Source organism: Nitrosomonas sp. JL21 (assembly GCF_009833095.1).
Lineage (GTDB): Bacteria > Pseudomonadota > Gammaproteobacteria > Burkholderiales > Nitrosomonadaceae > Nitrosomonas.
Map to the genome: position 1 here is coordinate 12,462 of NZ_QRCB01000033.1, position 23,482 is coordinate 35,943.

14 protein-coding genes and 1 pseudogene are annotated in these 23,482 nt (G+C 50.2%); 5 read left to right on the top strand and 10 right to left on the bottom strand.

The features are described from left to right. The first annotated feature begins 182 nt into the window (after positions 1-182). Both ABF87_RS10675 and ABF87_RS10680 read left to right on the top strand, forming a co-directional pair. A complete protein-coding gene (locus ABF87_RS10675; RefSeq protein WP_275689464.1) occupies positions 183-1,019 on the top strand; it encodes a DUF547 domain-containing protein in 837 nt (278 codons plus the stop codon). A 51-nt stretch (positions 1,020-1,070) separates the two neighbouring features. Further along, positions 1,071-1,511: a VOC family protein gene (locus ABF87_RS10680; RefSeq protein WP_160829112.1), complete on the top strand. Its 441-nt coding sequence runs from the start codon at positions 1,071-1,073 to the stop codon at positions 1,509-1,511. Here ABF87_RS10680 and ABF87_RS15080 read toward each other — a convergent pair. The 3 genes and pseudogenes from ABF87_RS15080 to ABF87_RS10690 form a co-directional block, all read right to left on the bottom strand. Then, positions 1,510-1,744: pseudogene (locus tag ABF87_RS15080) on the bottom strand (IS3 family transposase); the annotation flags it as partial. The gene ABF87_RS10680 and the pseudogene ABF87_RS15080 overlap by 2 nt on opposite strands. A 122-nt stretch (positions 1,745-1,866) precedes the next feature. Beyond that, a complete protein-coding gene (locus tag ABF87_RS10685; protein WP_160829113.1) occupies positions 1,867-4,983 on the bottom strand; it encodes an efflux RND transporter permease subunit in 3,117 nt (1,038 codons plus the stop codon). After that, positions 4,980-5,978 (bottom strand): efflux RND transporter periplasmic adaptor subunit, encoded by a 999-nt coding sequence (locus ABF87_RS10690; RefSeq protein ID WP_240143640.1) that lies wholly within the window; start codon positions 5,976-5,978, stop codon positions 4,980-4,982. The genes ABF87_RS10685 and ABF87_RS10690 overlap by 4 nt, the downstream gene beginning before the upstream one ends. On the opposite strand from ABF87_RS10690, the gene ABF87_RS15085 reads away from it, so the two are divergent. Next, positions 5,950-6,174 (top strand): hypothetical protein, encoded by a 225-nt coding sequence (locus ABF87_RS15085; RefSeq protein WP_240143641.1) that lies wholly within the window; start codon positions 5,950-5,952, stop codon positions 6,172-6,174. The genes ABF87_RS10690 and ABF87_RS15085 overlap by 29 nt on opposite strands. Before the next feature lie 32 nt (positions 6,175-6,206). Here the strand turns inward: ABF87_RS15085 and ABF87_RS10695 are convergent, their stop codons facing one another. The 6 genes from ABF87_RS10695 to ABF87_RS10720 all read right to left on the bottom strand — a co-directional run bounded on the left by ABF87_RS10695 (position 6,207) and on the right by ABF87_RS10720 (position 15,974). Then, positions 6,207-7,580 carry an efflux transporter outer membrane subunit gene (locus ABF87_RS10695; RefSeq protein WP_160829124.1) on the bottom strand — a complete coding sequence of 458 codons (1,374 nt, stop codon included), beginning with the start codon at positions 7,578-7,580 and terminating at the stop codon, positions 6,207-6,209. Between the two features lie 15 nt (positions 7,581-7,595). Next, positions 7,596-8,594 (bottom strand): alpha/beta hydrolase, encoded by a 999-nt coding sequence (locus ABF87_RS10700; RefSeq protein ID WP_160829115.1) that lies wholly within the window; start codon positions 8,592-8,594, stop codon positions 7,596-7,598. Between the two features lie 19 nt (positions 8,595-8,613). Continuing rightward, a complete protein-coding gene (locus ABF87_RS10705) occupies positions 8,614-10,875 on the bottom strand; it encodes a TonB-dependent siderophore receptor (protein ID WP_160829116.1) in 2,262 nt (753 codons plus the stop codon). Positions 10,876-10,917: 42 nt separating this feature from the next. Continuing rightward, the gene (locus ABF87_RS10710; RefSeq protein WP_160829117.1) at positions 10,918-12,219 is read right to left on the bottom strand and encodes a lysine N(6)-hydroxylase/L-ornithine N(5)-oxygenase family protein; all 1,302 of its coding nucleotides are present in this window, start codon (positions 12,217-12,219) and stop codon (positions 10,918-10,920) included. A 10-nt stretch (positions 12,220-12,229) separates the two neighbouring features. Continuing rightward, complete coding sequence (locus ABF87_RS10715; RefSeq protein ID WP_160829118.1) at positions 12,230-13,330, bottom strand: GNAT family N-acetyltransferase; 1,101 nt, start codon at positions 13,328-13,330, stop codon at positions 12,230-12,232. Between the two features lie 214 nt (positions 13,331-13,544). After that, positions 13,545-15,974: a TonB-dependent receptor gene (locus ABF87_RS10720; protein ID WP_205012689.1), complete on the bottom strand. Its 2,430-nt coding sequence runs from the start codon at positions 15,972-15,974 to the stop codon at positions 13,545-13,547. A 282-nt stretch (positions 15,975-16,256) separates the two neighbouring features. On the opposite strand from ABF87_RS10720, the gene ABF87_RS10725 reads away from it, so the two are divergent. Then, on the top strand, positions 16,257-17,927 hold the full coding sequence (locus ABF87_RS10725; protein ID WP_160829120.1) for a cyclic peptide export ABC transporter: 1,671 nt from the start codon (positions 16,257-16,259) through the stop codon (positions 17,925-17,927). Then, a complete protein-coding gene (locus tag ABF87_RS10730) occupies positions 17,914-19,194 on the top strand; it encodes a PepSY-associated TM helix domain-containing protein (RefSeq protein ID WP_240143639.1) in 1,281 nt (426 codons plus the stop codon). The genes ABF87_RS10725 and ABF87_RS10730 overlap by 14 nt, the downstream gene beginning before the upstream one ends. A gap of 113 nt (positions 19,195-19,307) precedes the next feature. Here the strand turns inward: ABF87_RS10730 and ABF87_RS10735 are convergent. Further along, positions 19,308-23,482: non-ribosomal peptide synthetase (locus tag ABF87_RS10735; protein ID WP_160829121.1), on the bottom strand; the 4,175-nt coding region annotated here is incomplete at its 5' end.

Below are 23,482 nucleotides of genomic sequence, written 5' to 3' on the forward strand. Positions count from 1 at the left end.
AATATTCTTTGATAACTGATTCGTTCACATATTTTGCTGACCGAACATTCCAATCTGATTGGATATTATTTTTTCCATCCATGATCGTTGGCCCAAGTTGATCAAAATATCTAATTAATACGGTATCTTATTGAATATTTCAAACAACGATGGAAACTCACACCTAAGTAAAGAATATTCTGATGGCGATCAAGCAATTAATACTGGCGTTACTGTTATGTTTGACTTCGCACAACGTATTGGCAAATCGATTTGACCATTCAGTATGGGATGGATTGCTACGGGCGCACGTTGTCACAAAAAATTCAGAGCAAACCAGTCAAGTAAATTATCTCGGGTTTGCGCAATATCATGGTCAGCTGCGGCAATATTTATCCCAGCTTGAACAAGTCAAAAAAAGTAATTTCTTCAGTTGGGATCGATCAGAGCAATTGGCTTTTTTGATCAATACCTACAATGCAGCCACAATAGAAATGATCCTTAGAAGCTATTCTTCGCTTTTTAACCTGAGAGCTTACGCACCGGTTACGCTTTCATGGAAAACCCGCCTAAGATCTATATTGAAAAATCAGCGAGAATTAGCTTTCATCGCTTTATTCGGGGAATTTCTTTCATTAAATGATATTGAAGACATGATACGCAAGCCTGAATATTTTGATGAGCCGCGCATTCATTTTGTGCTTCATCAAGGATCCATTGGCAGCCCGGCACTGCTTAATCGCGCTTATACTGGCATAGAACTGGAAAACCAATTGGAAAAAGCAACACGCAATTTTTTATCGGACCGTTCGCATAATCGTTACAATGAAGAGATGGAAAGGCTGGAGGTTTCAGAAATCTTCGACTGGTACAGTAAAGATTTTGAACGAGGATGGCAGGGTTGGTCCAGTCTTGGACAATTCTTTACACACTATCGCGACAGCCTGGCCGATACTCCACGGGCAAGAGAATTACTCAAAGATGAATATATAGACATTCAATTTCTTGAATTCAATTGGCTGCTCAATGAAAAACGATAAATATCCAGGATATCCACTTGATAACTAAGAATTGATTTAAATGGAAAAAATATGAAAGCAAATGCAGTAGGCATAAATCATGTGGCATTAGAAGTTGGGGACATAGAGGAAGCCATAAAATTCTATAGCGATTTCTTGAATTTTGAAGTTCATGAAAAGAATGAGTTGCAAGCTATTATTTATTTTGGAGATCAATTTATCAATTTTATAAAAAATGATAATAGACAAGCCGATCAGAAGCGTCATTTTGGAATAGCAGTGGACAATAAGGAATTGGTGAGACAAACACTAGAACATATGGGTGTCAAACTTCTAAGTGGATCTTTTCTGGATTTTCTTGACCCTTGGGGAAATCGTATTGAAATAACGACTTATAGTAAGATTCAATACACTAAAGCTGATCATGTATTACGCGGGATGGGTTTGGGTCATCTTCAAAAAACTGAAGAAGCGCTTGCAGAATTGAATGCAAAAGGTTTAGGGCCTACTTAATTTCCTCATTCTCATCGCTGCGTATGGGTCGATAACGATAGCAGGTCTCAGAAATGCCAAATGTTGTACAGGCCAAAACAATACTAACGGACTTATCCTGTACTGCTCGCTGTGTCATTACCTTGCGCTGTGAGAGCTTTACCACTTTTTTCCAAGTAAGCCTCCTTCAACAGCTCATTCTGCATTTGGCTTTCCGCATACATCCGCTTTAACCGTTTGTTTTCCTCAGCCATCGCCTATTGTATTTAGGCCTAAAATACCTGCAACAGGGTATTTGTCATACTTTCAATAGATTATGTATAACTAAACCAACTAAGAAAGTCGAAAATCGATAGTTGTGTCTGAGGTGTTTTTCTTATCGTAGATTTTCATCATTAGAAAGCTCTTTTAGGATTACGCAACTTACTGGAACAAGCAATAAAATTACCATTGATGAGAAAAAAATGCCACAGCTCAGAGTGATCGCCATCGGCATCAGTTTTTCCGCGTCGGAGCTTTGTTCGGCAATCAAAGGCAATAACCCCATCACGGTGGTCAACGTCGTCAAGAATATTGCGCGAAAGCGCGCCTTTCCCGCCAGAATCACCGCTCTGGAAATCTGTGGATTGGTTTGAAGGATCTCATTGATTTTCGACATCAATATCAGACTGTCATTGATGACAATCCCTCCCACGGCAAATAACGCGACATACGATTCTATCGACAAGGGAATATTGAACAGCACATGACCGACTACCGCCCCGATGAAACCGAAAGGGATCGCCAGCATGATAATCAGTGGTTGAATGTACGATCGCAGCGGCACGGCCAACAACGCATAGATACCCAGCACTGCCAATCCGCCGTATCCCCACAGCATTAACATGGCCTGTTCCTGCTTTTGCCGCGATTGACCTGACTCGATCCGTAATCCAGGATATTGCTTCTCCAGGACAGGAATCACGTTTGCGCGCAAATCAGCCAGGATGGCTTCGGTATTCGCTTTCCCTTTAAAAACATCAGCGCTGATCAATTGCACCCGTTCACGATCCTGGCGAGTAATGTTGGAAAATCCCGGCATGTATTCAGCTTCTGCAACGACCGAAAACGGCACCATATGTCCAGTGTTCAGATGAACCGGCAGACGCATCAGATCATCCAATGAATGACGATCAGTCGAAGCTAAACGCAACATCACCCTGACTTCTTCTCGATCTCTAAAGAAGCGCTGAACTTCCAGCCCGAAGAAGCCTTGCCGAACTTGCTCCCCCAAACTCTGAAGTGTAAGTCCATAACGCTCTCCCTCAGGCTTAAGCTTAAGGCGAAGCTCGGGTTTGCCAGATTGCATGCTCCCCGTGACGCTATGAACGCCGGCATAATTCGAGAGGTGGTTTTTTAAGATTTCACCGGCAGCGCTCTGCAACGCCACATCGGTTGCGATCAATTTCAATTCAATCGCTTTAACCGCACTCGTGGCCGGCATGCCAAGATCACGCGGCCAAAAAGTTTGGAACGATAATGTGGTGTCAGCGGGCGGTTCACCGAACCGTTCTTGCCACTCTTTCTTGATGAAGTCCATGCGGGAACGCACGCGTTCATCAATCGCCAGTTCAATATCCAGAAAACCGAAATTGTCGTCGATGACCGTGATGATATGCTGGAAGCTGTCCTGCAATTGAGTTGCAGGCCCCAATCCCAGTTCTGCGTTCAATTCCTGCCGAATTTCGTTGGCAATGTTTTCCAGACGCATCACTTGTTGATTGACTTCCGCAAACGGCGTACCTGGCGGAAACTGAAAATTGGCGAGCAAGTAGTAGTCGTTCACAGGAGCTTCCATTACGCTGTTGATGCGACCCGAAAACACCAGCGCACCTGTAATGATCAGCACCATAAAAAAAGCGGCGACGGTGATATAGCGCAGACGCAAGAGTGAAGCCAGAACTGGAACGTAGACATGACCAACGAACCAGTGCAACCCCTCGTCCATTTTCTGCTGCATCGTATGCACGGCGCGATACCAGGCATTATCACGAGCAGTCACGGTAAATTCATGCGCGAGATGCGCAGGCAGAATCAACAACGCCTCGATCAGCGAAAACACCAGCGTGACAATGATCACCATGGAAATGTTATACATCAGATAACCACTCAGCCCCGGCAAAAACAATCCCGGAACAAAAGCAATCATGGTCGACAACACCATCAGAATCACCAGTTGCGCAACCTCAAGCGTACCGCTGATGGCGCCTTCCAGGCCGGGTTTTCCCTGTTGCTGATGGGTATAGATATTCTCGCTGATGATGATGGCATCATCCGCCAGAACGCCCAGAATCAGAATCAGCGCAGCGATGGAATAGGTATTGAGTGAAATGCCCAACAACGGCATCAACCACAACGTGCCGAACAAGGAAATCAGGATCCCGCAGCTTACCCATAATGCCAGATAAAACCGCATCGTGAACATGATCACCAGAAACACCAGAATAAAGCCGGATACCGCATTTTCCAGCAGCATCGACATATTGTGTTCATAATATTTTGACCAGTCATCCCAGATCGTAATATCAATCCCGTCCGGCAATCCAGGCCGGAACTGCGCAATGACCTCATTCACCGCCTTGACCGTACTGGCAATCTGATCTTTGGTCATGACAAACAAATGCACCGCCGATTTGCCATCGATTCTCGCCAGAATATCCCGATCAGCTACTGTCTCGCGTATGTGTGCAATTTCTCCGAGCAACAAATGCTTGTCCTGATGACCAGGCCGGACATTGATAGCCGCAAAGTCAGCTACTGTCATGGCTTGATTATTACTTCTCAACAGCAATTTGCCATGTGATTGCTTAAGTTCCCCTGCCGGCAGGTTGTGCGAAGAAGCCCGAATGATCTGTGCTATTTCTTCAAAGCTCAATCCATAACGGTGCAAATCCGCTTCAGTGATTTCAATGGAAATTTCATAGGGAAGCTGAGGCCAGGGCGTCAATACGCCGATGTTAGGATGCTTGCTCAGCATCGCCTGCAGTTGATCGCGTTGACGCATCAAGGCGCGCGTGCCAACTTCACCATGCACCATGACGGTAACTGCTATGGTATCGGTTTTGAGTTCCTGAATTTTCAGTTTCTCGATCTCTTTGGGAAGCACTGTGATTCGTTGTATCCTCGCTTGCAGCGAAGCATGGAAACGTGCCACATCGATTGCGGGATCAAATTCGACAGTCACCTCACAATTGCCTTGTCGAGCCATTGAATTGATATGCCGAATTCCCTCCAATTCATGAATGGCTTCCTCAATGGGAATGCACACGGCCTTTTCAACCTCGGCCGGTCCGGCGCCAGGATAATCCGCTTCGATCTGCAATTGCTGCTGCGGCATCGGTGGAATGTTATAGCGCTTCGCAACGCTCAGACTCAGTATGCCACCGGCGATGATCACAATCATCAACACATTGGCGGCAATGGGATTTCGGGCGAACCAGGTAATCAGGTTCATTGAATCGGCTCTACCGGCGTCACCGCCATGCCGTCCACCGGATGATGCAGACCGGCGGTCAATATTCGTTCGCCTGCGTGCAGTCCGGTCTGAACGATGACACGATCGCGTTCCCGTCGCAATATCGTCACCGCGCGCAAGCGCAACCGATCATGCTCGTCGATCACCGCCACGCGATTGTCCTTCAGCAGCGCGCTTTCAGGCACTATCATCACATCGTCGAACCAGCGCCCTTCGATGGTCGCTTCGACAAACAATCCCATCGGCAAGATCGCGCCATTGCGCTGATTACGCGTGCCTTTCTTGTTCGCCCCCAAGCCGAACGGATCGGGAACCTGCGCCACCAGCGTCAGCATGCCGGTCGCAAAATCCACCACGCCTTCGCTGCGAACGATCTTTCCCATCCAGGTATGCGACTGACCCTGATAATGTGCCGTCAGAGTCACCGCCGTCTGGGCGGTTGCAAAGGATGGATCCGGCACATCTGGAAAGTCGATGAAGGCCAGTTCCTGCGTACTCACCGGTAAGCGGATCTCGGCCATGTCGCTGCTGTAGATCTTGCCCAAAATCGTGCCATCGTCGACATATTGCCCAACCCCGACGTCCTTGCTGCGCACCCGGCCATTGAACGGCGCGCGGATGTCGGTGCGCTGCCTAAGCAGCTTGGCGTTCTTGAGCTCTTCCTGTTCCGCCGCAAGCTTGGCTTTCTTTTCCTTCAGTTGCGGTATCCGCAAGCTCAACGGATTAGGTTTGCCCTGCCCCAGTTGCTGCCATTCGTCACGCGCTTGCTCGGCTTCGGCTTCTTCCCGCGTCAATTGGTACTGGGCTTCCATGACCCGAGCCTGCGCCTGCGCCACCCGCAGATCGTATTCTGCCGGATCGATCGCGACCAGCAGATCGCCTTTGTTGAAAAATCCGCCACTGACGAAGGATGGCGACACTTTGATGATATTGCCGGAGACGCCCGTGACCAGATCGATTTCCGTCTGCGCCATCGTGCGACCTTGCGAGCGCACATCCAGCCGCAGGCGTTCGAACTTCGCGCTGATGAATTGTACCGGTGGCGGCTTGGCGCTGTCTTCCTGCTGTTCGGTCTCCGGTGGTACATACAGCAGCACAACGGCAATCAGTATCCCAACGATGGCGATCAGCAGTGCGATGAAGAGTTGTCGGCGCATGGTTAGCCCTTGATCCGAGTGTGTGCGATATTCATCATGCCTTCCTTACACATGCCCGCCCAATGCCAGGTACAGGTTGATGCGGTTGCTAAGTAATTGCCGGGTAACCGATAAGTGAGCGCTTTGCGCATTCAGTGTGCTGCGGTAGCTGTCGAGCAGTGTCAGAATCTGGATCAGGCCATTGCGGTACGAATAGATCGCCAGCTTCTGGCTGGATTCGGTTTGTTCCACCGCTTTGCGGAGCGCCACTTCCTGTTGCCGCAGCCATTCTTCTGCGGCCAGGGCTTGCTCCACTTCGCGAAAGGCATTCAGCGCGGTATTTTTATACAGGTTCAGCGCTTCCTCGGCGAGCGCTTGATGACGAAAGATTTCGCCGGTGATGCGTCCGCCGGTGAACAGCGGTTGCATCAGTCCGGCAAATACATTCCAGGCGACCGAGCGGGGATCGGCTAAATCGGTCAGGTCGACGCTGCGCGTGCCGCCGGCAGCGGTGAGCGTCACCCGCGGCAAGCGCAGTTTCTTCGAGCTGGTGGTGCGTAAATCCGCCGCTTCCAGGCGATCGAATGCGGCCACGATGTCGGGTCTGCGTTCCAGCAGTTCGGCGGGCAATCCCGCGGCAAGCGCTTGCGGCAACGGCGGCAATACTGCCGCGACGTGCTGATCGGCTTGCGGATAGTGGCCCAGCAGAGTCTCCAGGCGCCGGCTGATGATCTGGATGCTGTTGTGCGCTTCCTTCAGTTCCGCTTCGGCGTTCGCCAGATCGGTCAAGGCCAGGCGCAGATCCAGGCCGCGCACCAGGCCGCGTTGGAAGCGCCCACGCACCAGGTTGGCGATGATAGTGCGGTCTTTGATCGATTGCTCGACCACCGCCGCCTGCAGCTTGGCTTCCACTAATTCGAAATAACTCTGCGCCACGCGCGCCGCCAGCGATAAGCGCGCGCCATGGTAGTCGGCCTGGGTCGCATCGGCTTCCGACATCGCCGCGCGTTGGAAATCGCGGATCCGGCCCCAGACGTCGATTTCCCAACTGACGCCAAACAGCGCTTCGAACACCCCGAACCGGGATGAGCCAAAGCCTGCTTCGCGAATCTGTACCTGCTGGTGGTCGGCGCTGAAGAAAAACTGCGGCCAGCGGCCAGACCCATCGATTCGCGCCTGCGCAATCGCGGCATCCACCCGTGCTGATGCCGCCTTCAACTCATAGTTGTTCTCAAGCGCAGTATCGATCAGCTCGCGTAATCGCACGTCAGCAAAAAGTGCGCCCCAATGCTCAGGAATCGACTCACTGTATGCCGTCTCCTCGCCCCACTGATCCGGCACCTTCGCCCCAACCTCCTGAACCGACCGCTGCGGCGGCGTCATGCAACCTGCCAAAGCTATCAAAAGCATCAGACCTATCAAAACCCTCATGAATGGCATCGTTCCCGTATACAATCAGACCTCGAAAATTTGCGCATCAGTTCGCGCCGCGGAGACATAAAATGCTTCAGCAAGCGCACCGGCAATCTCTTTGCGAACCTGAAGCGCCTGATCAACAATATTTCCCAGGCGCGCAAAATCATGGATCATACCGGCATAAATCTTGGTACGCGTACTCACCCCGGCGGCATTGAGATTTTCCCCATACGCAATGCCTTCTTCGAGGAGCGGGTCATATTCTGCCAAAATCAGAAATGCCGGGGCAAGATTCTTTAGATTTTCGGCGCGGAGCGGGGCAAAACGCCAATCGAGGCGGTCGGCTTCATTGCGCAGATAATTGCCAAACATCCATTGCAGCGTCTTTTCTTCCAACAGATAGCCTTGCGCAAAACGCTGATGAGACGAGTCGTCCTGCCACGCACTGGTACACGGATACAGCAGGACCTGGCAGACCGGTTGCTGCCATTGTTCATCACGCGCAGCTATCGTCAAGCCCGTCGCCAGCGTTCCACCGGCACTGTCCCCTGCCACCGCCACCCGACTTGTATCCAAGTCGAAACCGGATCCGGACGATAGTACCCAACGATAAGCATCCTGTGCATCATGAACTGCTGTGGGAAAGCGGTACTCAGGCGCTAACCGATAAGCAACATTCAGCACGCAGCAGGGCGTCAATGCTGCCAGCGACCGGCAGAGCGAATCATGGGAATCCAGACTTCCGATGCAATAGCCGCCGCCATGAAAATACAGCAAAACCGGCTTCGGTGCTGATGTACCGACACATTCCAGCGGTTGATACAAGCGTGCTTCGATCGTTTCGCCATCCCGACTGGGAATGGCGATTTCCGTCACACTCGCCATCTCTGGACCGGGAACATCGAGGATCTGCGTCGAGGTATCGTATTCGAATCGTGCCTGTTCGGGTGTCAACATATACATGGCCGGTTTTTCTCCGCTGAGCGCAGCGCTCTCAACAAGCTCAAGAAAAGCGGCCAGATCAGGATCTAGAGTCATTCAATAGGCTCCGCACATGTCAGAAGCGGAACGTCAACGTACCGATGACAGTCCGTTCCGTACCCAGATAATGTCTGCCGAAGAATGTCGAGGATATGTAATGCTTGTCAAAAATATTGCTGGCATTGATGGTAAACAGCACCGGCCCTTTTTCATAGCGCAACGTGGCATCGAATAATGTATAGGATGGCGTTTTACTAGTGTTGAGTTCGTCGTTGAAGGTAAAATCGACATAACGAACGCCCCCTCCCAAACCAAAACCGCGCAACCAATCGATGCCGAGAGCACCGAAGGAATAATCCAACCATCCCGAAGTCATGATCTTCGGTACTTGCACCGGTCTTTTACCTCTGAAATCCGTTTCCTTAACGTTATCGACATCCTGATACGTGAATGAACCGATCGCATTCAGTCCTCGCAAGAGTTCCGTTCGTGCTTCAAGCTCGACACCGCGTGATCTGACTTCACCGATCTGCATGAAGCGGAAACCCAGTTCATCCGTGGGATCTCGCGATAAAACATTGGTTTTGGTCAAATCGAAGAAAGCCGCTGTGTACAAGCCTTTCCCGCTGACGGGCTGGTATTTGATACCGGCTTCGAACTGCTCGCCACGCGTCGGATCGAATGGTGTGCCGTCACTGCTTAAGCCGGCCTGTGGCATGAACGATTGCGCATAACTGAAATACGGCGCGATACCGTTCGAAAACAAATAGGTCAACCCAGCCCGTCCGGTAAAGGCGCTGTCATTGCTTTTAGCGGATAACGAAGGATCCAGCAGATCTTTATTGGTGCTATTGATTCTGTCATAGCGTCCGCTCAATGTCAGAATCCAATTCTCGTTGTAACGTATCTGATCCTGAATATAAAAACCCAGTTGATCGACTCTTTGTTTGGTGTCTTGCAACATCAAATCCGGTCTTGGAATGGATATGCCATACGCAGGACTCAAAATATCGATGCTCGGAGGAAAGAAGCCACTGGTATATCCTTGGAAATATTTCAGCGAAAGGTTGGTTTGATTCCAGTCGGCCCCTAATAGCGCGGTATGATTTACAGGTCCGGTATTGAATTTTGCCTGCAGATGCGTATCGAGTACAGTCTGGTTCAACCGTTCATTGGTGGCATAAGCATCCCGATCAATCAATGTCGGCTGATCTGGCGTGTTATATCCTACTGAAAATAAATCCTGGAAGCGCCCTCTCTGTTGCGCATAGCGGAAATTCTGCCGCACCGTGAAAATATCATTGAAGTGATGCTCGATCTGGTAGCTGAATGACGCTTGATTGGTGTTATATTTGGCAAATTTCGGATCACCCTGCAGAACGTTGCTGAATCTGCCCTCCGGGGTAGCAATATAAAAAGGCGATGAGCCGCTGCGGTTATTGAGTATATCTCCCATCAATGTAATCGTGGTATCCACCGTAGGGCGCCAGGTTACCGACGGCGCGATATAAAAACGCTCATTATGGGCGCGATCGCCGCCGGTATTCGGATATCTGACCTGGGTATCGGTATCGAGCGCGGTAGTCACCAGCCGGAACATGAGCTTACCATCCTTGCTGACGGCGCCAAGATCCGCAGCGATCCGTTTGCGATCAAAATTGCCATATTGAAATTCAATTTCGCGGATCGGCGTTGCGCTCGGCCGTTTGGTCACGCGATTGACGATACCCCCGGCATCGCCGCGGCCGAACATCACCGACGAAGGGCCACGAAGCACATCGACACGTTCCAGTCCATACGTTTCCGTAATGAACTGACTGAAAAACCCGAATGCCGAATTACTCAGGCCATCGCGGAAATTTGCAGTGTTCAACGCATTGAATCCACGGATGAACAAATATTCAAAACCGCGGCCATCAAAACCGAATTGATCAACAGTCACACCCGGCACATAGCGGAGTGCTTCGGTAAAGTTCTGCACACTGCGCATATCCATTTCATGTCGTGTCACTACAGTTACTGACTGGGGCGTTTCTAAAATCGGCGTGTCGGTCTTAGTTGAAGTGTTACTGCGCTTGGCCACATAACCGGCAACTTCCTCGGCAGCTTTCCCTTTAACGGTGACCGTTGGAAACGTCGGCGGATTGGTTTTATCGGATGTACTTTTCGGCGCTTCTACTGCGGGGGATACAGGTTGCTTTTTCGAATCGGCCGTTTGCTCCGGCAATGGTTGTGTTTGCGCGAAACTGTTGGCGCACCACAAAAAAAATAGTAACTGCCAGAAAACTGGCGCAAAGACATACTGCAAGCTAATGTAAAGCTTGTTCAAAAACTTCATTTTAGATACCTGTTGTTATTATAGATGTGCTGATATGAGCTGTTAAACCACTGCCGAACTCGCCGATCGCTTCGAGGGCATGTTTTTGGGCTGGTTGATCGTATTGATCACTGCTTGCGCGATTTCATTCGTGCGCACCGCCGTGACTGATAGCAGCGTGTCGCTTAAGCCGTGACTGGCCTCGCAGGCACCCTGAAGAAAAATTGCGGGTTTGAACTGCGGCGCGCTATTGATCCGGTAATGACGATTGACTTTCAAGTCATTGAAATATGGCAGCAAAGGAGTCAATAACGACTTGAAATGATCGCGCTGATAGCCGGTTGCAAGGATCACAACGTCATAACTCATCAATTTTTCCTGATCATTGTTCAAGTCATGCAGCGTGAACTGAATGCCATCCGCCTTGGCAATGGCTTTTCGGACGGTATGGCGCCGCAAGAATCGATGCCGCTCGTTTCCAGCGACCTTCTGTTGATAGAACACATTGTAAATTTGCTCGATCAGCATGAGATCTGGCGCAGCATAGTTGGTATGCCAAAATTCCCCGAGAATCCTGCCACGTTCCTGCTCAGGGCTATTGAACACATAATCTGTGAAATCGGTATTGAAAATTTCGTTCACAAACGGACTGTCATCGGACGGTTTGATTGATCGAGCACGCATGATCAGATCGATGTTTGCGCTATCGAATCGCTGATGCAAATCGAGGAAAATTTCGGATGCGCTCTGTCCCGCACCGACGACGGCAATGCGTTTGGCTTTAGTGTGTTCTTTGATTTTTTGCAGATAATGGTGCGAGTGAAAAACGCGCGCATCGCCTTTCAAAGATAAAAAACAATCCGGGACTTTGGATTGGCCACCAATGCTGATCACCAGACTTCGTGTCAATCGCTCATGGATGAGGTGTTGTTGATCCCGTGAGCGGACCCGCAGCAATAACACGTCATCTCCCTGTTTCTCGGGCAGTACCTCAATCACTTCTTCACCATAGGCACAGCAATGATCGAAATGTGATGCGGCCCAGGCCAGATAATCGTTAAATTCGTGCCGGCTGGGGAAGAACGTCTTGAGGTTGATGAAATCCTGCAATCGGTTCTTCTGATGCAAATAATTGGTGAAAGTAAAATAACTGCAGGGATTGCGCATCGTGGCCAAATCTTTCAGAAAAGAAACCTGCATGTGCGCATTATCCAACATCATGTTGGCATGCCAGGCGAAGTTGGGTTGCTTTTCAATGAAAAAGGATTCGATGTGATGATTCATCAGTTTTTTTTCTTCGAGCGTGATGGCAAGCGCTATATTGGAAGGACCAAAACCGATTCCGATCAAATCATAAATTTGCATAACAGGATCCTTAGGATAGAGATGGTAAACAGGGCGCGGAGGTAAGGTGCGGCACCCAACATTGTTCAGAGAAGAAACGCTCCCGCGACAGCATGCCCAGCACCGCGCGCTTGTGAGGAAAATCAAATTCCTTCAGGGTGACATACCCACATTGGATGAGATTGCGGATCATCTTGTGATTATCAGATCGCGGTTCGATGACGAGACGCTTCGTTCTGGCGTCATCCAGAAACAAATAATGCGAAATGGAAGGCAACCATGCGGTTACGAAGGGTTTGCCGCGCCGATGCGGCTCACCGATCAACACATGCCAACCACGGTCAAAATCATCAACATCGTAATAAGGCGCGATACGATTCTCTTTGGCCCAATAGACTTCAAAATACCCAAAAGGCTCTTCATCCAGACAAGCGATCAAGCTGGTGACGTGTGGATCTGCGTGAATCTCTGCGAGATAGCTCCGATGCCGGTCAATATCGCCGGATTCTTGCCAAAACTTGGCAACCTCACTATCGTTCATCCAGCGATGAAAGCACTCAAGGTCGCCCACTGCTAAATCAACCGTGCGAAAAATTAACGTCCGGCTTAGCCAGGGTATATAACGCCGGTAGACAACACCCTCGGGTTTAGGGGGCCTCAGCGGATGCCGGTGTTCCCGAGTAAACATGTAATGAATGGGGAAACAGTTCTGAAGAGAAGAACATCGCCATAATCTCGCCTGTTGCCAGAACATGTCCGCGTAAACTTTGAATTGATGATCCTGATCCAATATCAGCACACCTGAATTGACCAACTCGGCTGATGGCTGAAAAGGAACCGACAGCACTAGAACGCCATACAGCGGATAACTGCTGAACGCAGCCTCAACCGCCGTCAGCAACTCCGAAATTCCCGGTTGGTTCGAACAAGAACCGTTCCATGTCAACTTTAACTGACCAAACTGTTGCGCAAGGCGCCACGATGTTTGTTTTCCGCTTGCATTTTCCTGCACACACAATAAGTGATCTTCATAGGTCACGGCATGGCAGGTTTGATCTGGAAAAGACAAAAACTTCACTGGCAGTTCTTTTCTTTTTTCTTCCGATGAATAACAGGATGCATCAGGCTTCATGTGTTTTTTCGTACGTTCAGGTTTTCTATGTATCAGGCTTCTATCATTTCAAGACGAATGAGAATTATTATTATTCATAATTTTTATGTTTCCCTTAATATAAATTTTTGTAATTAACTGTCTTAGCTGAAAAAATGATGCAGAAAGAATCTTTAAAAGAGATCGCTGCTCACAAGTCAAACGTTCGATTTTTATTGATCAGATGGGTAGTTGATTAATATTCAAATTTGAGTGAGCCAACTACAGTAAGGGGTGCACCGGTATAGATAATTTCACGAAAATTTTGCGCCCCAGTAAAATAGCGTTCATCAAGCAAATTGCGAATATTCACCGAAGCAATGAAATTGGTTCTCTTATTGAGTATGTACGCTTGATTGCGGTAATACGCCGCTGCGTCTACCCGAACGTACCCCGGAAGATGAAAAGGCTGCTGGCAAAAGGAAACTTCCGGATCCTGGCAAAGGAAAATACCATTGCGCTCACCGAAAGCCAAAAATCCTGCGCTCACACCCAATCCTTTGAGCATACCTTCTCGAACAGTATAGGTCGTCCAAAGGCTGGCCTGATGCTTCGGCACATTCGGTAGTCTACTGCCTTCGATGAAGGTGTTGTCTTCGGTGATACGGGCGTCGATATAGGCATAGCTTCCGATAATCTCCAATCCTGGCAAAAGCTGTCCCGCGACATCGACTTCAAAGCCTCGACTTCGCTGTTCGCCGGTGGCGATCGAAAATCCTGAGCCTGGTCCTTGGCTGATATCCGAGGTCAAGACATTCTGCTTGAATATTTCAAACGCGGTAAAAGTCAACCGTAATTGATCGTCAGGCGAGTGCAGCTTAAAACCTCCTTCATAAGCCTCGCCTCTTTCGGGACGGAAGAGCGTTCCATTTACACTTCTGACGCCACCACTTTGCGGCGCAAACGAACGGGTATAGTTGGCAAATAACGCCAGCGGCTTCCAAGGCTGATAGGTCATGCCGATCGAAGGACTGAAAGCACGATCCGCCTGCTTATCTTTACTTCCCTGCTCTAAAAAAGCGTTGGGGTGATTAACAATGTTCTGCTCGAACACATCGAACCGTCCTCCGGCATGCATATGCAAATTGGGCAGCAAAGCGATTTGATCACCGAAATAGAGTCCTAACGCATTATTGGTTTGTTTCAGATTGCTGAAAGTCGTTAAAGGGCCATCCACAAACTCTCGATTGGAAGGATTAAAAATATCGATAAAACTCCCCAGATCTCCGAAATCTCCCGAAGTTTTGCTTCTACTGTATTCCCTTCCCAGTTCCAGCCCTACCAATGCCTTATGCTTAATCGATCCGGTCGAGAAAGCAGCATGGAGCTCATTTTGCATGTAATGGCTTTGCGTACTGGTGGGAATTTCGTATCGTGCCAACCCTAAAATTCCCGTCGATTCATCCATGAAGTTGGACTCCAAGGTGGAATAGCGTTCGGAAGTAACGGCATTGCGCAAAGCAGAACGCCAGGTGAAAATATCATTGAATCGATGCAACAACGTCAGCGTCGATTTACCTTGATCTATGGTTCCACGTCTTCTCGGATCTCCCAAGAATGTGCGGATCGAAATCGGTGCTGGGCCGTTGCCTAACGCAACGATACCTCGGTCAATCGGAGATTGGTCATGCAGATATTCTCCCTCCAAACGCAACGAAGTTTGTGAGCTCAGCGCCCATCCTATAGTTGGCGCAATAAAAAATCGCTCGGTATGGACGCCGTGACGATAACTGTCCGCCGATTCATATACGGCATTCAGTCGCGATGTGATACTCCCCGACTCATTCAATGGGCCACCCACATCAATGGTCGGACGGTACAGGCCATAATTGCCAAACACCATCTCTCCAGAAAAATAACGGTATCCCAACGGCGCCTTGGTAATTTGATTGATCACTCCGCCTGGATCGGAACGTCCATATAAATATGAAGGCGGTCCCTTAACCACCTCGATGCTGTCGATATTCGCAGTATCGCGAGCAGCCCGCGCACCATAGATACTATCTTCACGAAAACCATTCTTGAATACATTCAATTCTGAATGGAAACCGCGAATCATGAAATCTCCGGCTCGACCACCTTGGGTACTCGACATAAAGGTTCCACTGACATTACGAATGGCCTCATCGATACGAAACGCTTTCTGATCCTCGATCACATTGCGGGGAACTACCCCAATCGACCTCGGCACGTCCTGAATAAGGGCGGGTATACGGGTCGCGGTAGCGGATTGTTCCGTGATATAGCTCGACTCCCTGACTTGCTTGATGATCAGCTCAGGTAAAGTGATTGATCGCTCTTTCTCGGTTGCGGCCATGCCTGTTGAATGCGAATAAAGCACCATGGCGCCATTTTCCGATCGATATGCCAGATCAGTGTCGAACAGAAGCGCTTCCAGTGCTTGGCGCGGTTGCATATGGCCTTTCACCGCCACTGAGGTTTTATCCCGAACCAGTTCAGACGCGAATTTCACCGATATGCCTGTGTCGCGTCTCAATTGTTCCAATGCGCTTCCGAGCGGCTGCGATGGAATATCGAGAAAAATCGACGATTCATCTGCCGCTTGAGCCAGCGACATGCCTGCGATGAACGTGAGGATATGCAATAAAAATATCAAATATCGCATCACGCTTTGTTGATTGATTCTGTTACTACATCTACATCGTTTGTAATTTTTCACATACTTCTCCCAAATCTTATTATCATGACGAATGAGAAGTATTATTATTTATAAGTATGAGTAATTTATTTAGAAACGAAAAAAACAAACAATTAAACTATTGATTATATATATGTATAAGTAAAAATAGCTAAGAAAAAATAAGGACAGCACACAAAATTGCTTCATGAAAATTTTCCCCAACTATTCGTCACTGGTTATATACAACTTTTTTAAAATGAGCGAATCATGTTGAAGTACCTGGTTAAACAATCCAAAACGCTACTCATAAGCGCCTCATTTGCAAGCATATTGCATGGCATTTGCAGCGTATTGCTATTAATGCAAATCAACGCGGCCCTGACTGAAACAGAATCTGATCGCGAGACGATGGCCTTGGCGTTTGCAGCAACAGCAGTCGGCGTGATGTTCAGTTACATGATTGCAGCCATATTATTTGAACGACTGGGACAGCGGGCACACTCAGAACTGCGAATGTTCATCACCAAAAAAGTCATCACCGCAGATTTTCGGCAACTTGAATTGTTGGGTGCCGCACGTGTTCAGTCCGCACTTTCCGAGCACTGCACCCGGGTGGCAGAATTCTTTGAGAGCTTTCCAGTCATTCTGACCAACGCAGTCGTAGTACTGGGTTGCATGGTGTACATGGCTTTTCTGTCGTGGCAGGTATTTTTATTTGCTGTTCTTGTCATCGGCTTCGGCTCACTTGGCTATCATCTTGCTCACCTGCGCGCGATACGGCATCTCGAAACAGCCGCTAACGAGCAAGACAAGTTATTCGCTTACTTTCGCTCATTGACTGATGGAGCAAAAGAATTACGCCTCAATCGGGCCAAACGAACGACATTCTATGACGACGTGCTGGAACAATCGATCGAAAAAGTGCGTACTGAAAGAACATTTGGAATGTCGATTTTCGTTGCTTCCGCCGGCTGGGGTAATTTCTTGATCTATGCCTTCATTGGTATCGTATTGTTCATTCTGGTCGATGATGGCCCCGATCGGACAATGATCATGACAGGGTATGCACTGATATTCATCTATATGGTCGGCCCGCTGGAAGCATTACTGCTGAATATTCCTCGGGCCAACCTGGCGCAAGTCTCGGCTGAACGGATCGATGACATCGCGCGCGCCATGACCTCTTCAGAACCCCAGGTCGAAAAAGGCAAATCGCCGTCACTGCAAAATATTAAATTACAGGCCGTGCTACATCGCTATTACCATGAGCAAAAGGATGAGATGTTTACGCTGGGGCCGATCGATCTGCAGTTTCATCCCGGAGAAATAACGTTTCTGGTAGGAGGCAATGGCAGCGGCAAAACTACGCTGGCAAAATTGCTGGTCGGTCTTTATCCACCGGAAGAAGGCGCCATTCTTCTGAACGGTTCGCTTATCAACGATAGCAACCGAGATCATTACCGTCAGATCTTCACGACCATTTTTTCTGACTTCCATCTTTTCGACCAACTACTGGAAACCAGCCATGGCCAAAATCTGGACGATAAAGGCAATCAGCTTCTCGCGAAACTTCACCTGCAACATAAAGTGAAAGTGCACAATGGCGCCTTCACGACGCTTTCGCTGTCACAGGGTCAGCGCAAACGTCTGGCGCTGGTGGTCGCCTATCTGGAAAATCGTCCTTTTCTGGTATTCGATGAATGGGCTGCCGATCAGGATCCAATCTTCAAAGAAATTTTCTACCACGAGCTACTTCCGGAATTGCGCGCGATAGGCAAGGCAATACTGGTCATTTCCCATGATGATCGCTATTTTCATTTGGCCGATCGGCTCATCCGCATGGAAAACGGCCGGCTTATTCCTGATCATGCCCATGCCGCCAGCCCTGCAATCGACATGAAACGACCCACCATCATTACCGCCAATGGCATGGCCTGATACGATGAGAAAACTGGTCGAATCCGCATTGCCTTCAACAGCTGAATCTCACCGCACCACTTCGAGCAAAATCAGAGTCAGCCGACAGATCCTCACGTTACTACACCGCTGGGCCGGGCTTTTTCTGGCAGTTTTCTTATTCATATCCGGACTGACCGGAGCGATCATTTCATGGGATCACGAATTGGATGAATGGCTCAATCCGCATTTGTTTGAAAGAACAAGCCAGGGTGAATCGCTTTCCCCTCTCAAGCTTGTGGATCGATTGGAAGCCTCCGATCCGCGCTTGCTCGTCACCTCGCTGCCGCTGGAACCGGAACCGGGTTACAACTTGACGTTAGGAGTGCATGCTCGGGTCGATCCCGCGACCAACGAGCTCTTCGACGTGGACTTCAATCAGATAGCGCTGGATCCCGCCAGTGGTGAAATTCGAGGCACACGCATGTGGGGGGAAATTTCATTAAGCCGCGAAAATCTGCTGCCTTTTTTGTATAAATTACATTACAGCATGCATATCCCCGATGTATTCGATATCGAACTGGGCATACTCTTCATGGGTATTGTTGCCCTCGTATGGACGATTGATTGCTTTATCGCGTTGTGGATCTCGTTCCCAAGCCTCAAATCGTGGGCAAAATCATTCACCTTCCGCTGGCGTCAGGGCAGTTACAAGGCAATTTTTGATCTGCATCGATCAGGTGGGGTATGGATATGGGGATGTCTATTGATACTGGCGGTTTCATCGCTATCGATGAATCTCTACGTGGAAGTCATGCGGCCGCTCATTTCGATGGTCTCTACGCTCCATCCCGATCCTTTTGCACAGCGCACGCCCAATCCCCATGACGAACCGATTATACCGGTCATTCAGCGGCGGCAGATCATTGAACTCGCCAGTCAGGAAGCCCAGAGGAGAAACTGGACTACGCCGATTGGCAGTATGTTCTACGAACCCGACTATGGTATCTACGGCGTCACATTTCATGAACCTGGAGAAGATCACGTCGATTTCGGCCTGGGCAATCCATGGCTGTATTTCGATGGGCAGGACGGATCCTATCTGGGCGACAGAATCCCCGGGAGCGGCAGCGCCGGCGATATTTTTCTCGAGGCCCAGTTTCCGCTGCATTCCGGTCGCATTCTCGGCCTGCCCGGCCGCATCATGGTCTCCATCCTCGGCTTATTAGTGGCGGTATTATCGATTACCGGTGTTGTGATCTGGCAACGGAAACGCTGGGCCCGCTCAAGAATGATCACTCACTCCTGATTCGATTCCGTTCGGGTGGCTGCGCGATAGCGGTTCCGAGTTCAACCGGGAAACGCACAGCTACCGCGCTCTCCCTATTCTTCACCCGGAGACTCGCTCTCTTAGCCTGCTTCCTATACCCGGATACTTTCTTTCGAGGCACAATCCATTTCGCCCGTTGAGAGCAGCAATTTCATATCCGACAATAGCGATTGAGCCCGAACGATGCTGAAATGATCGGAATCAAGCTCGATGAAATCCACTGTGCCTGATCCAATTTGTTGCTCCAGCGCAAGACGTTCTTCAACCGCCCGTTCGGCTGCCCACCAGCATGTGGAACGGGATGTTAACGGTGTCAGCATTTCTGTGCGCAGCGAAAGCGCTTTCAAATGACGGGCGGTCAGAAAAATATTCGCCAATTCTTCAGCACCCATTTCAGCATAGCCCGCAGTCTTCACATCGGCATCCATCCGAAGATGCTCGACCCTTATCGCCAGCACCTGCTCCAATAGCATATTAAGCATTTGTTTTGTTGGTTCAGTTGTTTGGCATCGCTCATAACTAAGTATTCGCTCCAAGTCGTCGGAACTTACCCCCGGGATTGCCACAGCGATAAAATCGCTGAAATCCTGCCGCCAATCTCCGATCAGCATCGGTTCCGTGCCAGGAATATAAGGGTCGATCAATCCCAAAAATGCGACGTTTTCTCCGCATGCTTCGAGTATTCCAGCCATTAACGCCACCAAAGTGCCGCCCAACGACCAGCCGGCCAGATAATAAGGCCCTTGCGGTTGAATGGTGCGAATCAGATGACAATAATCCTGCGCCATTTGAGGCAGCGACACATCCGAGTGCGAGGGATCCGCCAGCATCCGGCACGGTATCGCATGGACTGTGCGTATGCCTTGTAATTGCCGCGCCAGCGGTTGGTAATCGAAGACAGTGCCTAAGCCGGCATGAATGCAGAACAAAGGCGGTTGAGCCTTACTGTTCCCGTTGGGTTGATTGAGCCTGACCAACCCGTGCCGGTCATGTGTCGAGTTCTTTTCCAATCCCAACAAACCGGCAATGGTGGGCCGCTGCAACAAATCCCTGAGTTTCAACTCCAGTTTGAGACCAGTCAAATTGCGAATACGCGCGATCACTTTCAGGCTGGATAGAGAATCGCCACCCAATGCAAAAAAATTGTCCGTTTCGCCGACTCGCTCCACCCCCAGCACATCCTGCCAAATTTCAGCAAGCGCTTGGGCTTCCACGGTCGAAGGCGCTTGATAATGATCACCTGCGTCGGCCTCGGGTTCCGGCAATCGTTTCCGATCGAGTTTGCCGCTCGGCAGACGCGGCAATTCGGAGAGACTGATGATGTACGACGGCAGCATATACTCCGGCAAGCGCTGCGCGAGCATTTGCTTCAATTCCACCCTCATCGCTTGCTCCTGCTGCAAGTCAACAGGCACCACATAAGCGGCCAATTGCACGCCACTAACTCCGTGATGCACGACGACAGCGGCATCGGCGACACTGTCCGCGGTACGGATGCAAGCCTCGATCTCACCCAGTTCGATGCGAAAGCCGCGGATTTTTACCTGCTGATCGGCGCGACCGATATATTCGATATTGCCGTTTTCCATCCATCTAACCAGATCTCCAGTACGATACAACCGACCGCCATGCTTATCAAACGGATCGGCAATGAAACGCTCAGCGGTCAATCCAGCACGTCCCAGATAGCCGCGTGCCAGACCGTATCCGCCGATATACAATTCACCCACGACACCGATCGGAACCGGCTGCATATCGACATCCAGTACATACACGACGCGCTCGCCGACGGGACGCCCAATCGGCGCATACGCGCAATCGAAACTAAGGCTGGCTTCAGTCTTCCAGATCAACGGTGTCACCACCGTTTCGGTCGGACCGTACCCATTGATCAGTATCCGCGGTTGCAGCGTCTGGCGCACCAAATCATAAGAAGCCTTCGGCATCGCCTCGCCGCCGAACACATACAACTCGACCGGGGGCGGATCGGTGCGCGACGACGCCCATTCCGCCACTTGTCCCAGATATGCAGGCGGGAATGCGGCGTTGGTAATCTCGTACTGGTGCAGAGCATCGTAAGTCTGCTCCGCAGTCCACAATTCCTGATCGCGAACTGCCAGGCCGGCGCCGACCGTCAGCGCCGTCAACCAGCGTTCATGTGCGCCATCAAATGAAAATGACATGAACAGCAGTTCGCATGAACTCGGCTTCATGCCATAAATACGCGCCGTAGCCTGACAATGCATCGCCAGCGGCCCATGCGCCACGCCGACGCCTTTCGGCAAGCCAGTGGAACCGGAGGTATAAATGACATACGCCAGATGATGTTCATGCATTGCAACGGCTGGATTCGTCACAGGCTCAGCACTGAGATCGATGGTGTCCAGCATCAGTTTCGTTACAGCATCGTCGAATGCATGCTTGGCAAGGACCTGTTGCTGGGTCAGCAGCAGCGCTACTGCGCTGTCGTTGATCATGAACATCAACCGATCGTCTGGATAATCCATATCCAGCGGCACATAGGCAGCACCAGACTTCAGAATCGCCAACAACGTAACGATCACGTCCAGCGACCGCTCCATCGCGACGCCGATGCGCATTTCCGGAGCCGCACCCAGCGCAATCAGACGATGCGCCAATTGATTCGCCCGGGCATTCAATTCGGCATAACTGACCTCCTGTTCACCCATCAGCAACGCAATCGCATCCGGGCGCTGCACGGCGTTTGTTTCAATCTGTTGATGAACGGGCACATAATGCTGCCCGGTGCTGAAAGCTTCATCGCTGCGCAGCAGCAGCAATTCATCGAGCGTTTGTTCGCCAAGCCAGCCCAGCTCTCCAACCACACGTTCGGGATGCATCATCATTTCGCGCATCAAACCTTCCATTTGACTGCGTAAATTCAGCACGAAATCATCGCTAAAATCACTGCAGCCGTATGAATATTCAATCTCGAGAGCATCACCTATCACAACCTGCAGATCCATCGCATATCCGGTCAATCCTTTACCGGCGATCTCGCCAAAGCGCAACCCATAACGATCCTCGTCCTGCAATGCGGCATTGATCGGATAATTCTCGAACACGATGATGCTGTCAAATAAGGGTTGACCCGAGTAGCCGGCCCAGCGCTGAATATCCGCCAGCGACGTATGTTCATAATCGCGCAGACGAGCGTTCTTTTCCTGAAGTGCACTGAGATACTCGGCGACCGTCAGTTCACTGCACCGCTCCACCGGAATTGGAATGGTGTTGATGAACAGCCCCAGGATTTCATCGGCTCTAAGTAAGCTGGGTGGACGGCCTGCCACCGTTGCACCGAAGATGATCGTCTGTTTTCCGGTGTAACGTTGCAGTAATAATGCCCAAACCGCTTGCACGAAAGTGTTCAAGGTAATATGCAAATGTTGCGCAAACGCTTGCAGCCGGCGCGTCTCATCCGGACTCAAGCGCGTATACACCTGTGCAAAGCCAGATCCAGTGTGCGATGGATTGTTGATCGCCTTTGATAGAAAAGTCGGGCCGTCGATGTGGCTCAGTTCCGCTTGCCAGAAATGTTGCGCGGCCTTTTTATCTTGCCGAGCCAGCCAGCGGATATAAACGCTGTAATCAGGCCCGGGCGGCGCAAGCACTTCGCCGTTATAGCAACGCAACCAGTCGCTGATCAATATGGAATCGCCCCAACCATCGAGCAGAATATGATGCTTGGTCCACACCAATTGATGACGGTTCTCGGCGGTGCGGATCAGACTCAGCCGGATCGGCGGATCTTCAAAATTGAATTCGCGCCGCAGCTCTTCATCGGCATAGGCAATAACCTGCGAATCCAGGTCTTCCTTCTCACGCCAATCCAATTGCATAACCTGTGAATCAGCCTGCTTAAATACCACTTGCAATGGCCGAGCAAACCCGGCTCGCCATAAAAATCCGGTACGCAATATCGGATGGCGAATGATCATTTGCTGCCACGCGCTGATCAACCGCTCGACATCGAGCCCATCGACCGCGACGCTGATTTGATTGACGTATAAGCCGCTACCTAGGGCTTCCAGGCTATGAAACAGCATTCCTTCCTGGGTCGGCGACAGCGGATATATATCTTCGATGGCATCATCTCCAAACGGCAGCGCAGCGATGGCTTGCGCATCCAGATAGTCTGCCAGGCGTTCAGTCTGAACTGGAGATTCAGCGGCAATGTCGAGAAGGTCTGGTTCTGCACATTGCGCCAGCGCAGCGACCGTCTGCCGCTCGAACAATTGCCGCGGCG

Coding starts and splice junctions, on each gene's coding strand:
- ABF87_RS10675 (WP_275689464.1), top strand. CDS start 183: ATGGCGATCAAGCAATTAATACTGGCGTTACTGTTATGTTTGACTTCG.
- ABF87_RS10680 (WP_160829112.1), top strand. CDS start 1,071: ATGAAAGCAAATGCAGTAGGCATAAATCATGTGGCATTAGAAGTTGGG.
- ABF87_RS10685 (WP_160829113.1), bottom strand. CDS start 4,983: ATGAACCTGATTACCTGGTTCGCCCGAAATCCCATTGCCGCCAATGTG.
- ABF87_RS10690 (WP_240143640.1), bottom strand. CDS start 5,978: ATGGCGCAGACGGAAATCGATCTGGTCACGGGCGTCTCCGGCAATATC.
- ABF87_RS10695 (WP_160829124.1), bottom strand. CDS start 7,580: ATGCCATTCATGAGGGTTTTGATAGGTCTGATGCTTTTGATAGCTTTG.
- ABF87_RS10700 (WP_160829115.1), bottom strand. CDS start 8,594: ATGACTCTAGATCCTGATCTGGCCGCTTTTCTTGAGCTTGTTGAGAGC.
- ABF87_RS10705 (WP_160829116.1), bottom strand. CDS start 10,875: ATGAAGTTTTTGAACAAGCTTTACATTAGCTTGCAGTATGTCTTTGCG.
- ABF87_RS10710 (WP_160829117.1), bottom strand. CDS start 12,219: ATGCAAATTTATGATTTGATCGGAATCGGTTTTGGTCCTTCCAATATA.
- ABF87_RS10715 (WP_160829118.1), bottom strand. CDS start 13,330: ATGAAGCCTGATGCATCCTGTTATTCATCGGAAGAAAAAAGAAAAGAA.
- ABF87_RS10720 (WP_205012689.1), bottom strand. CDS start 15,974: ATGCGATATTTGATATTTTTATTGCATATCCTCACGTTCATCGCAGGC.
- ABF87_RS10725 (WP_160829120.1), top strand. CDS start 16,257: ATGTTGAAGTACCTGGTTAAACAATCCAAAACGCTACTCATAAGCGCC.
- ABF87_RS10730 (WP_240143639.1), top strand. CDS start 17,914: ATGGCATGGCCTGATACGATGAGAAAACTGGTCGAATCCGCATTGCCT.